Annotated in this window: 12 protein-coding genes and 3 pseudogenes; 5 read left to right on the top strand and 10 right to left on the bottom strand. The window is 57.7% G+C overall.

Annotated elements, in window-relative coordinates; translation table 11 throughout:
* Positions 1-25 precede the first annotated feature (25 nt).
* A pseudogene (locus NKI08_RS28460) lies at positions 26-582 on the bottom strand (DUF1194 domain-containing protein).
* Between the two features lie 177 nt (positions 583-759).
* Here NKI08_RS28460 and ligD point away from each other — a divergent pair.
* A pseudogene (gene ligD, locus NKI08_RS28455) lies at positions 760-1574 on the top strand (non-homologous end-joining DNA ligase); the annotation flags it as partial.
* Between the two features lie 122 nt (positions 1575-1696).
* Here the strand turns inward: ligD and NKI08_RS28450 are convergent.
* Positions 1697-2053 (bottom strand): hypothetical protein, encoded by a 357-nt coding sequence (locus tag NKI08_RS28450; protein ID WP_352774250.1) that lies wholly within the window; start codon positions 2051-2053, stop codon positions 1697-1699.
* A gap of 69 nt (positions 2054-2122) precedes the next feature.
* Here NKI08_RS28450 and NKI08_RS28445 point away from each other — a divergent pair, with 69 nt between their 5' ends.
* Positions 2123-2341, top strand: coding sequence for a DUF3072 domain-containing protein (locus NKI08_RS28445; protein WP_352774248.1), 219 nt, complete (start codon positions 2123-2125; stop codon positions 2339-2341).
* Between the two features lie 85 nt (positions 2342-2426).
* Here NKI08_RS28445 and NKI08_RS28440 read toward each other — a convergent pair whose 3' ends face one another.
* On the bottom strand, positions 2427-2660 hold the full coding sequence (locus NKI08_RS28440; protein WP_352774247.1) for a hypothetical protein: 234 nt from the start codon (positions 2658-2660) through the stop codon (positions 2427-2429).
* Between the two features lie 187 nt (positions 2661-2847).
* Here NKI08_RS28440 and NKI08_RS28435 point away from each other — a divergent pair, with 187 nt between their 5' ends.
* Entirely contained in the window at positions 2848-3126 is a 279-nt protein-coding gene (locus tag NKI08_RS28435) for a DNA -binding domain-containing protein (protein WP_352774246.1), read from the top strand.
* A gap of 318 nt (positions 3127-3444) precedes the next feature.
* Here NKI08_RS28435 and NKI08_RS28430 read toward each other — a convergent pair whose 3' ends face one another.
* Entirely contained in the window at positions 3445-3645 is a 201-nt protein-coding gene (locus NKI08_RS28430; RefSeq protein ID WP_352774245.1) for a DUF2905 domain-containing protein, read from the bottom strand.
* A 247-nt stretch (positions 3646-3892) separates the two neighbouring features.
* Positions 3893-4168 carry a hypothetical protein gene (locus tag NKI08_RS28425; RefSeq protein ID WP_352774243.1) on the bottom strand — a complete coding sequence of 92 codons (276 nt, stop codon included), beginning with the start codon at positions 4166-4168 and terminating at the stop codon, positions 3893-3895.
* 675 nt (positions 4169-4843) lie between these two features.
* Here NKI08_RS28425 and NKI08_RS28420 point away from each other — a divergent pair.
* The gene (locus tag NKI08_RS28420) at positions 4844-5023 is read left to right on the top strand and encodes a hypothetical protein (protein ID WP_352774242.1); all 180 of its coding nucleotides are present in this window, start codon (positions 4844-4846) and stop codon (positions 5021-5023) included.
* 478 nt (positions 5024-5501) lie between these two features.
* Positions 5502-6386 (top strand): annotated as a pseudogene (locus NKI08_RS28415) (ATP-dependent DNA ligase).
* 142 nt (positions 6387-6528) lie between these two features.
* On the opposite strand, the gene NKI08_RS28410 reads toward NKI08_RS28415, so the two are convergent.
* From NKI08_RS28410 to NKI08_RS28390, 5 genes are all read right to left on the bottom strand, one after another.
* Entirely contained in the window at positions 6529-6966 is a 438-nt protein-coding gene (locus tag NKI08_RS28410; RefSeq protein WP_352774240.1) for a VOC family protein, read from the bottom strand.
* A gap of 1412 nt (positions 6967-8378) precedes the next feature.
* Positions 8379-8840, bottom strand: coding sequence for a hypothetical protein (locus NKI08_RS28405; RefSeq protein ID WP_352774238.1), 462 nt, complete (start codon positions 8838-8840; stop codon positions 8379-8381).
* A 242-nt stretch (positions 8841-9082) separates the two neighbouring features.
* Entirely contained in the window at positions 9083-9628 is a 546-nt protein-coding gene (locus tag NKI08_RS28400) for a hypothetical protein (RefSeq protein WP_352774236.1), read from the bottom strand.
* A 115-nt stretch (positions 9629-9743) separates the two neighbouring features.
* Positions 9744-10424, bottom strand: coding sequence for an SOS response-associated peptidase (locus NKI08_RS28395; protein ID WP_352774235.1), 681 nt, complete (start codon positions 10422-10424; stop codon positions 9744-9746).
* A gap of 346 nt (positions 10425-10770) precedes the next feature.
* Complete coding sequence (locus NKI08_RS28390) at positions 10771-11085, bottom strand: hypothetical protein (RefSeq protein ID WP_352774233.1); 315 nt, start codon at positions 11083-11085, stop codon at positions 10771-10773.
* Positions 11086-11749: the final 664 nt, after the last annotated feature.

The raw sequence follows: 11749 nt of genomic DNA, 5'->3' as shown, positions 1-11749 counted from the left end.
CTTACTTCTCGAATTAGCTTGTTTATTATGGCCCATTGAAATCAGCCGAGCTGTCGGCTGGAATGATAAACGAGCCTGCTCCCCCGATAACGTGCCGCTCATAATATTCCGCGGTTGTCTCGCCATTTTCCACTTCCGCGCCTATCGGGAGACCGTTGATTACGATGGCCTTCTGAAGCGCTCTCAGGCGGCTTTCTTCAAGTGAAGATCCGTCATTGTTTGTTCCGTCGCCTGAGATATCGATGACCCTGCGCAACGTCGGGACAGGAAGTTTGTCAAAGGCATCAACAGACACATCAATGGCGTATGAGATCGATGTTTTCGCACCGTGGGGGTCACGGTGTTGGCCTTCCGACCTTTTCCGAATTGCTTCCGCGAAAACCGACGCATCATTCGCCTCAGAGAGAACGGTCCAATCCACCCGCGTTTTTAAGGAGCCGCGGCTCGACCATTCGACAAAAGTGACAGCGATCTTGCCGTGCATACCCTCTTTGATCACTTCAACACGGTCGGTGATTCCAAAGCAGCCGCATAGCTCTCGCGTTGTAGCGTGGCCTCTATCTGGTTGATGGAGCCCGACATATCGGCCGCAAGGACGATCGCGACGTCGACTTCGGCCGTTGGGTCCTCGAGAAGAAGCTTCTCACGAATTTCACAAGGGCAAAGATCGTTCGGGATAAGAATTGCCGTAAACAGGCTGGTCAGGGAGCGGCCGGCGCGTCATTGATCCGCAAGACGCCGCCGTCCAATGAAAGTTGCGGCCTCCCGCGCGAGAACATTCTACAACTGCTGCCCGACGCCTTGGTGCCGTCGAAAGAGGCTCTGATGAGCTATTGGACGAAGGTGGCGAAAAAGGCGCTTGTCCACCTCGGCCGGCGCCCGCTCAAGCTGGTTCGCCACTCGCACGGGGTCACCTTTTATCACAAGGGCAGATTGCCCGACATTCCGGATACCGTGCAACAACTGCGTGTTCAGAAGCGCGAGGGTGGAGAAGGCGTGAGGCTGTGGGTCGATGATCTTGATGGCCTGCTTGGCTTGGTGGAATAGGCGCTGTCGAGTTGCATCCCTGGAACACCACCGTCGATGATATCGAGCATGCCGACCGGGTTGTCATCGACCTGGATCCTGGCGAGGGGGTCAAATGGGAGATGATCGTCGAGACGGCTCTGAAGGTCCGGGACATGCTGCGTTCGGAAGGACTCGATAGCTGGCCGAAGGTGACCGGCGGCAAGGGCCTGCATGTGATGGCGCCGCTGAAAGCTGTGATCACCCACGACGCCGCTCGGCAGTATGCCCGCAGGCTGACGCAGCAACTGGTCAGCAAGCACCCCGATCGCTACCTCATCTCGGCCGCGCCTTCCGCCCGCTCTGGGCGCATCTTCCTCGATTATCTCCGCAATGGGCGCGGGAACACGGCAGTCGGTGCCTATTCGCCACGGGCTCGTCCAGGCTTTCCGATAGCTGCTCCGGTCACCTGGAAACAGATCGAAGAGGGAATTCTGCCGGACGCATTCACGTTGCAAAGCCCATTTCGACCGCTAAAGGTTGACGAACCAGTCCACTCGCAGCCCTAAACCTTAGCGCCTCCGAGGAAAGCTCGCTTCTTTCGGGTCGGGCGCTCTTCCTCCACTTATGAAGGAGCCACCATTCCCCGGCAGCTGGGCAGCGCTGGGCAGAACGGGTCTGGGCCGGCGAACTAAGGGTATTTGCTGCCTGCAAGCTGCCTGGCACGGCCTTCGGCAGTGGTTGCTTTAAGAGTTAGCGGGCCACACAATATACTTTCCGCACCTGTATACCGATTGTAATAGAGCATGCATGATTTATTTGGAGTGTCAGGGATGCAAACTTCTCTTTTGTAACCTGTCCATCCATTAGCAACCATTCTACAGGTCTTTTTACTCGTATCATACGGAACGTTCGACTGATTGACGCATGCCGCTGCGCTGATGGCAATCGCAATGACAATGGCAATGCGGATCATGTGTGCTCCCCCAAGGCCACGCCAACGAATCATGATTTGTCGCAGCTGCCAAGGCGGGTCGGTGAAATGCATAATCGCCCTTCCTTCCCCGGAACAAATCGTGATCAGTCTCATTGTGCTAGTCATCAAGGGAGATGCACTGTGAGTGACCGCAACAAGCCAAAAACCGAGGCATGGGCAAACGTCGAAAAAGACCCGGAAGATTGGGTCAGCGGAGATGATCCAACGACCCCCGCCCAAGCTTCGTATTTGAAAACTCTGGCCGAACAGGCCGATGACCCTGATGCCTACGCTGACGGCCTCAGCAAGGCGGAAGCTTCTAAACGCATTGATGCACTCCGGGAGAAGTTGGGCCTGTAATGCCCGTTGGCGGCTTTTCACCTCCAGGAGCTCGCTTCGGCTTCGGGCAGTCTTCCCGCTGGCTGCAGCCGGCGGAGCTTTCGCTTTAGCGCTCTAGCAGCGCATCGGAAATGAGCGAAACCAACCTGTCGCGCGCTCGCTTGTGGAGCGCACCTCTCGGTCGCCATGCAAGGAAGTCATCAACGCTCGACCAATCGAGTGGATCTGAATCGGCCTCGGGCGGACTGAATTCCACATACAAATGCAGATCTTCAGGCACGCAGACGACCCTCCAAGATCCCTTGACGCCGGCGGCAAGGCTATAGGCAAGGACTGTCATCGCGATTACTCCTGGCCAAGAGCTTGCCCATCTTGCGGTGAAATTCCATCCCAAGAACTTGGTATTGACGGTCGCGCATTTTCCGAGACTCGATCACAGCGGCCGCTCGGCGTCTGCCCAATGTCGCCGTTGTGCCACAGGTGTGGCGGGCTTTTGCGTCCGCCACGCACTCGGGTTATAAAATGGCATGCGCCCACCTCTCCGTGATCCGGATATCGCCGACGAGGCCCCGACTTCTTCGGTCCTGACGGGATACGACGAAGAGCGTCTGGTTACTTACATCCGCCTGCTCGACGCGGCGGCTGAAGATGCAGACTGGCGCGAAGTTGCTAGGATCGTCCTGCACATCGATCCTGAGAAGGAACCGCAGCGCGCATTCCGGGCTTGGGAGACGCATCTGACGCGTGCCCGCTGGATCGCGACGAATGGCTATCGGCACCTCCTTGCCGGTGGCGCGCCGCACTGAGTCTTTGAGAAGCGCGACCGTCTAATCGCGTTGATTGGCTCTCAGCACGACGAGCGGCCGGCCTGGAACACTCGTTGAAGTTCATCCGCTTAAGCTTCCCTACGGCTCGCGCGCACCTAGCCAAGCCCGCCCACCCGAGTCCCCCGCTAGCTGCAACAGCGCTTGACCGGCCCGCCGCATCACATGTGCGGCGGGCTTTTTATATGCGCAGCGGAACAGCGGCGCACAGGGAAGGTTCGGCGCACGCAGCAAGTCCATCGGGGCTCCGATCCGGCCGCGTCTGCCGTTCCGTCGGAAGACGCGGGCTCGCCGTCCTCCCTACCGGCTGAGTAGCCACAGAACAAACGAGAGAACAATGCTGAGCAGAATCCCGCTGCCGATCGGAGCATAAAACGTGAAGTTCTCACGTTCGATCACGAAATCACCAGGCAGTCTGCCGAGACCGGTCCGCGACAACCAAGGCCACAGTAAGCCCACGGCAATTATGATGAGACCAACGACAATCAGGGCTCGCGACATGGGGACATGCTGCCGGGAATAGAGTGGCTCTCAGTGAAGACTTGCCTCAATCTCATTCCCGTTTCGCTCCCGTTGCGCCTCAATTTCCTCCGGTTCTTTCTTGTCGATTTTCGCCGTCTCGTTGTCAGCATCGCCGACTGCGCGAAGCAGTTCGTCCGTCTTGGCGTGCAGAGCCTGAGTATCGCGATGCTCGGCCGCGCTGGATGAACAGCGTCATGGCCCAAGTCCCCAGAGTGGCAACGCCATGTCATTCTAAACTCGAGCGGTCGAAGATCATCCAAAGCGCCGCATAGGCCAGCAACACGAGAAAAGCCGCCGGCCGGGATGTCAGGGTCCCGATAGAAGTCAGGATCGTTGCCACGCGGTGCTTTGGCATTCTCCAGAACTGACGAGTTTGGCGCAGGTTCCAGACGGCCGACAGGACGCGCGAGCCAGCAAAGCGGCCGGCAACGCTGTGGGTCAAGGCGCGGGAATCAACGTCCCACTGAAGCATCTTCTCAGGGGCGGGGAAGACGTCCGCCATGCCTCTCTGCAGGATTTCTGAGATGACGAGCAACCCGCCGCTTCGATCTGACGAGTTCAAGCAGCTCAGGCTCATCCGCGTCAGCCTCCTGCAAGGCTACCAAAATTTCCAGGGCTAGGTGCTCGGCGTCCAAGGATGAGCGGGCGATATGCTCGTCGCTGCATATCTGGTCGAATATCCGTTGGCAAAGATCGAGATCGGAAGGGTATAGACCGGCTCGTTTGAACGGCATTTTGAAAACCCCCAAGCTTTTGAAAGCCGCTATTGTGGCAGTCAATGGATCAATATTAACGGCCGTTAGGCTGGGTGAGTCAACGGCATGTAAAAAGCGAACATTCGCGATTATCGTCACGCCTCAACCGGCTACGGAAACTCGTCCCAACTGGCGGTAGGTGGGCGCAAACTGGCACTGCGCGTATCGTTTCTCACGATCCGCGGCACCGGGCACAGTCCGACCATAGCCCACGCCCCCGTGCTTGGTGCAACGCTCGATCGACCCGTCGCGCTTCGGAGCGCGGCGGGTTTTGTCTTGAGCACTTGTTTTCAGTCGCGAGACTTTTGCTGCCGGAGTGTCCACCCTGGACCTTGCAATAGCGCCCAACTATTTCGATTGTGCTCGACGGAGCCTGCAGCGAAGGGGTGTCATGCCGATTCGTCGAAAAGCTGAGCAATCCGGTGCCTTCAATTCCCTCGGATCTGGCGCTGCTGGGCCGCGTCTTCGATCAGTTGAAAGTTGACGGCCAATCTGCGCATCAGCGTGAAGTGCTCGCGTCCCGTATCATTGCAAATTACATGGCCGGAGTGGTGGACGAAGCAGAACTTGTTTCGACTTCCAAACAGCCGCTGGGACGATAGACGGCCGGCACCGCACCCTCGATCTCCCTCCGCGCCGGCTCTCATGAATCGAACTCCAGTCGAGTGTGACCAGGTTGCTCGTGCCAAATGACCTGTCGAAGATCGCGCCGATCGACTGCCTGGCCGCAGGTCGGGCAGGAATAGAAATGTCCCCCTCATGATTCACGGGCTCACCGTGTCGCGTGCCGGCGATCGGCGGCCCCAGGTCTGAGAGTTTTGTCATCATTGTGCCGGCAATGCCTCCGCCGCCTCGGTCAGGGTTGCCCGATCGTTGCCGTGCCTGTGGACAGCTCGCGCACCTGCTCCGGCGTGATGTTGTTATGCAGAGCGAAAAAGTTCACCTCATAATCATCGTCCGCCGATCCTTGTTGCGGTCGCGGAAGTCGCGTTTGCTTTTGTCGTCTGCCATATCGCATGTCCTTTAGAGCTCGTTACGTTCACTATGGCTAATATGCACCTGTGACCTAGACTAGGTTCCATGCGTAGGCGGGCAGGTGCTGGCACAGACCGGCTGGAGTTCATTGATCCGTTGCTGCCGACCTTGGTGGAGAAGCCGCCCGAGGGGGACAACTTTTCACGAGGTCAAGTTCGATGGGTATCGCTCGCAGATTGTCATCGATGCCGGCGGCGTGCGCATCTTTACCCGCAACGGGCTCGACTGGACGAAGAAATACCGTGACCTGGTTGAGGCCGCCAATGCCTTGAATATCGAAAGCGCGATCATCGACGGCGAGATCATTGTCCTTAACGAGGCTGGCCTGTCGGATTTTTCAGAACTGCGGAAGGCGATCACCCGCCGACAGCACGACCTCTATTTCGTCGCCTTCGATCTCCTCCATTTGAACGGCCATGATCTTCGTGACATGGCGCTAGAGGACCGGCGTGAGATCCTGGCCAGTCTGATCGAACCCGGTAGCCGTATTCAATTCAGCGAAGCGCTGCCGGGAACGGCGAAGGCAGTTTTCCACCTCATTGAGCAAGCGGGGCTCGAGGGCATGGTGTCTAAGCGCCGCGACAGCAAATATCGTAGCGGCCGATCGACGAACTGGCTCAAGGTTAAGGCTCTGACGGAAAGCGAGTTCGAACTGCTTGGCTCGAGCGCGAGAGAGGCAAGCCCGCATTTGCGCTCATGGGCGAGCCGGGCACCCGGAAGTATGTCGGCAGTGCCTTCGTCAGCGTCAATCGCGAGATGCGGGAGCGGCTTTGGAAGCGAGTGCAGGAACACGCCGGGCCGGCGCCCAAGGGCATGAAGAGGCCGGCAAAGCAGTGGGTGAAACAGGGGATCAAAGTCCGCGTGAAGCATCTAAAGGGCGAGGAAGATCTTCGGCACGCCACGCTGCAGGATTTCTGGGACAAAGACTAGAACGCCGTTTGTATCTTAGGCTGCTGACGGCGGCTTTCGCGGGCGCCCCGGCCCGGGTTGACGACCTAATCGTGCTTAGCGAGAACGCGGCCGACCGTGGAGGGATGGACCTCGAACAGGCGGGTTTGTCTTCGTATTGCGCTCAGCTGAGTTCTTGGGCGAGTCCGATGAGAAGCCCTTCAGGCCCACGAATGTAGCAGAGCCGACACGCGTCTTTATACTGGACTACTTCGCCTACGAGCTGCGCGCCGCGCGTGCGGAGCCTTTCAAGCGTCTCGTCGATGTCGTCCACGGCGAACATGACGCGGAGGTAGCCTAGGGCGTTGACCGGGGCGTTCCGGTGATCTGCGACGACAGGCGGCGTGAGGAAGCGGGAGAGCTCGAGCCGGCTGTGGCCGTCCGGTGTGCGCATCATGGCAATCTCGACACGCTGATCGCCCAGTCCAGTGACACGTCCGGCCCATTCTCCTTCGATCGTGGCCCGCCCTTCGAGCTCTAGGCCGAGTTCGCGAAAGAAATCAATCGTCCCTCCGAGGTCTTCGACGACGATTCCTACGTTGTCCATCCGCTTGAGCGCCATGTTTCCAATCTCCAAGGCGTCGTTCCAATCTACAAGGTGTCGCCTAGTCTAACAACGGACGCTTGAGGTGTCCCCAACACCGATAGATGATGACATGTGGACGTGCGGTCGTGTCGAGATGTCTATAATTCTGCGAGCCGTGATAGCCACCGGCCGGACAGCATCGTGACCTTGGGCGGTAGGGTTTCTGATTGAGGCATGTCTACATGTGGGTATGACCGCGTTACTACTCTTCTTCTCGATGGCGGCCACCCGGGCCCGAGTCGCTGCTGTCCACATCAGAAGCTTGAAGCATGGACCGCCTCAAACCGCCACCCCGTTTTCAAACGGTCTCTCAGAGGTGCGACAACCAAGGTCACCGGCCAGCCAAGCGTGGACTATTTGACAAGCGCGCAAATGGCATATGCTGTCAGCGTCCAAGTTGTTGGCCGCGTAGCGGCTACATGCGCTTGTGCTACCCACCCTTGAGATGGGGAAGTAACCGGCAAGCTCCTAGAAATTAGAGCATTTGAATTTGACGCGCTGGCACCGCCACCTATGACGACTTTTGGCTTGGGACACCAAGCCTGTGCCGACTTATCTGGGCTTGTATCACTCGCACTTGCATATTGGGTGATTTCCCAACCGCTTATGCCGTCCTTCCCCGCTGGACCCGCAGCCCCCATTGCACCTTTTGGTCCCTGCTTACCGGGCAGACCTTGTGGACCGACCGGCCCTTGGGGGCCTGGGGGGCCTGCCGTTGCGCAACCTGTAAGCAAGGCGACACATGCTAGAGTGATAATAATTCTCATGACCACCTCCCCGGTTTCCCGGTGAGTTTGACGACAAAAACTTTCGCCAAATCAAGCGACTATACTACCACGCGATTGTCGTGGATAGGAACGCGATCGGCGGCTAACGAACGTCGCATATGCGCCGTGACGACGGGCAGCCGGCAATCGTGGTGTAGAGTGTTGACGCGGCTTCCTTGCGCTAGAGAGGCCGGCCCGCCCTCATCATTGCCCTTGCAATCGCCAGATCGGTGTCGACCTTGGCGTTTTCCTTCTGGGTCATGTTGTCGGCAGCGATCAGCCACCTCAGCGAGCGCATAATCTCGCCGCGCGTCCAATCGGCTCGATCATGCGCTCGACGATCGCCTGAAAGTCCATTTGCCAACTGGCACTCGATATCGCCACCGGGTGGGCCAAACAGAAAAATAACCGAACTCCTACGTTAAAAGACCAACCCAAACAGCAATAGTGAAATAAAAGCGGTTACTATGTGATGGACTATCGGATTGTCGCGGCCGAATTCCATCCTTCGCGGTAAAAGAAAAGGATAAATCTCACAACACACCGGTAGCATAGAATAATCAGCACCGTAAACCAAACGAGAATGTAAAACTATCTAAGCAAAGTAAATTCCCATCAGGTTTACTTTACGACTTTTATGATTATGGTGACGTAGGCGAACCCGCCGCCGATCAATGAAGAGCGTATCTTTACCCTGTCCACCCCAACAAACCCCGGGTTAGGAAGGTAGTGTCCAAGAACGTGCGGTATCTTTAGATTATAACATTTGCTGTCTTTTGAAACATTTGGCAACGCAGGTGCTTTAGTGAACGTAAAAGTCCCTTGTTTGGGTGGGATGGACAGCAAGACTTTTGGGTATCCGAAGAATTTGCAAGCCGCATTCATGTGCGTTGTCTGATAAGTATCGAGGACGTTCCCTGTGTGGACGGTGCTGGTCCAGCTAACGCTATCGCCGTTCTTCGGACGCTCGATACCCGGCGTTATGCCATCGGGTGACTTCATTTTGGCATTCGAAGGAGAGGCCGGCAGCAGAGCAGCTACAGAACAAGCTATTGCAGTTGTCATTCTCCAATCGCGGGTCATGCGTCCTCAAAAAAGCATTTGTGGGTTCATATTTCCAGGCAGGTTGCGCGACGCCGTTCCAGCCCCAGGACGTTCACTTTGCATGTTCGGAGCCGCTGGGTCGAGCCGCCCAGGGGGGTCCGGCCAGGCGCGTTCACTTGGACAGCCCATTCTGACCCACGCACGACGACCTCTCCTAAAGAGCGGCAGCAATCGCGAGGTGTTTGTCCCAGACGCGAAGATTACATAGCCGCATCGGGCGATCACTCCGGTCGTGTCACTGGCAGCTTGATGTCGGTCCGGTAGAACCAGCGGACTTTTATCTCGACAGCCTCGGAGAAATAAACGCTGGAGCAGTCCATCTTCTCGTTCCTGTATTCCGGGATTCGGAGCCAGATATTGCAACGATACCATCGCGGATCAAAATCGGGGTTGTGCTTCCAATAGGAGATGACCACGGTGTTGACACCATCCAGCACCTCTTCGCGCAACCGGTGACAACCCGAATGCCGTGGGTTGACAAGATCATCCGGCTTGCCGTGCCAAGACGCGTAAGGCGCCGTCCGCTGGTATAGGGTGCCGTCTGAGTAGATAGAGTCTATATGCATGACCACGCGTTTATCACTCTTGCTCACGAGGTCCCACGTCGTCTGAAAAATGGGTATCTTGGCGAGCGCTTCATTAGCCGTAGTGATGGGCTGACATGTCGGCTCTTCAATCCTCACACTATTGAGCAGCTCCGCGTAAGCCGCCGAAGGCAGACACGCCGCGCCGGCGGCAAGGAGGATGAATCGCGTAAAAAGGGTCATGACCGTTGTAAAGCACGTCCCATCGACCATCGCGAGAGGGAAAAATACCCGGACGCGTGACGGGTTGTATGGCGCTGGGAACGCGAATGACCTGTTGTCGGTTATCGGCAAGCCGTTAGAGCAGCCACCCTTGTGCCGGCCCCTGCTGCGGGATTTTGATCTGGGTGGCGGGTTTTTCGACGATGGCGAGAGCGTCGTCGGCCGCCGGCCGCTGCAGCCGTTCCGACCATGGCGCTGTCAGCCAAGTCTCGGCTTCCTCTCGCGAGGTCAGGATCACCGGCATTGCCTTCTCGTGGATCGGCTCGATTAACGCGTTTGGCTTCGTGGTCATGAAGGCATAAAGCTCATGATCGCCGGGGCCTTCCTTGACCTTGCGGACCCCTTGCCAGCGCGTCCACAGCGGCCGGTCCTCGTTGAGGGCGAACCAGAAGTTCCGCTGAATGCCCGTCTCGGGATCCTTGTCGCCAGCCGTGGGGCTGGGCTCGGCAAAGCTCGTCACCGGCACCACGCAGCGGTGCTCGATGCCGACATACTGCTGCCAGTGGCCATATTGCGGGTTGCGAATGTTCGTCGTGCCGGAATCGGCGTTGCCTCTTATGCGCTCCGGCGGCGTCGGCATTCCCCAGCGCAGCTTGGCAAGCTCGCGCGTCCCGTCCTGCGCATTGCGAACGACCGGGCCGAACTGGTTGGGATAGATGTCGATAGACGGCGCAAGATTGCCCAGGATGTCCCTCAACGCCCCGGTCCATTGGCGGATCGCCTCTTGGCTGGTGGTGACGTTATAAAGATTGCACATGTCGTTGCCTTAATTGCGCAGGGCCTTGGGAACGCTCAGCGGGCCGAGATCGAGAATTCTCTTTTATTCGCCCGTCCGGCGCCAGACGCCGCGTGCGTTGCCGTTTTCCCGATCGCGCTTGGGATCGAAGATCATGCCTCCGAAGTGGTCAAGGACAGCTGTGCGGACGCCTGATCGGCGAAGCAGTAGAGCCGCCAGTTCTCGTATTTATGATCCGGCCATATCGCCTGCACCTGCCTTGTCATCAGGACCAGCGCGCGCGCTTCGCAAAATTCGTGGACCAGCGTGAGGCTGTATCCCGTGCACAGGTCATCGGGCAGCGCGATAAGGCCACCCCCGGTCGATCCTAGCCGGCGAGGGCCCTCGGCTGCGCATGCATCAGTGCGGTGCTGCGGGCTTCTTTTTGCTTTCCCGCAGATAGATATCGGTCTGTTCGCGCATCGCGTCTGAAAGCGATAATGCCAGCTCCAAGCTGTCCGGGGTAGATCGCTAGAATCCAAGTGGCCGTAAGTTCAGCGATCGCCTGTTTCTGACTGACATCAGATAGGCCGCGCATTTGCTTTGCCATCTTGATGACGGAGCGATGTATGGCAGGCCGTTCACGCCTCATCATTGCGTAGATTTCGGGCTGCTCGGCCGCAGTGACAGTGATCGATTTCATTGCATGTCTCCATTTTGCCCTTGGTGAACAAAAAGAGAACGACAGAGTCAATGGCCTCTTGACCCGAGAGGAATATGTTCCTCATCTCTAGGGATGCCAGAACAACCCGAAAAATGGCCGAGAGGCGCGCCATGGACGTTGATGCATGCCCACAACGCGGGGCAGGTTGCGCGCCTTAGCTGTGGCCTCTGCAACATCAAGCGTTTCTATAAGCCGCTGGAATTGCGGGAGGTGATTGGCAACGTCACAATCGACCAAGTGCGGGCAAAGGTCCGTTGCGAAAGATGCGGCCGCAAGGAATCGATGCGAGCGGAGCTGTTCCACCCCGTCGGGCAGGAACTGGAGACCATCCGTTTCCGACGCCTGGTCGAGATCAGATGGGAGCGGCGTGTGGTTTGGAGGGACGAATAGGCCAAGCGCCCCAGGCAGCGATCCCTTCGCAACCTCTGACGTCAGTGATGCGCTGGCGAAGGCGGTTTTGAATGGAGGACCGTGCGCGGTGTTGACCACGAGCTAGCGCCCACCTGCCGCTCCTTCTTTTCAGGTGACCCTAAGTCCAAGACCGTAAGCGCGAATTTCCCCGCACCTTTTGCTGTTGAGTGCTCTGATGCATGAGGTGTCCACCAAAATAGGTGGACACCTTGTGATGGAAGAAGATGAGCAG

The organism is Mesorhizobium sp. M0768 (assembly GCF_040320195.1).
Classification (GTDB): domain Bacteria; phylum Pseudomonadota; class Alphaproteobacteria; order Rhizobiales; family Rhizobiaceae; genus Mesorhizobium.
The sequence above is the reverse complement of the archived record's forward strand: the minus strand, read 5'-3'. Positions and strand labels throughout refer to the sequence as shown.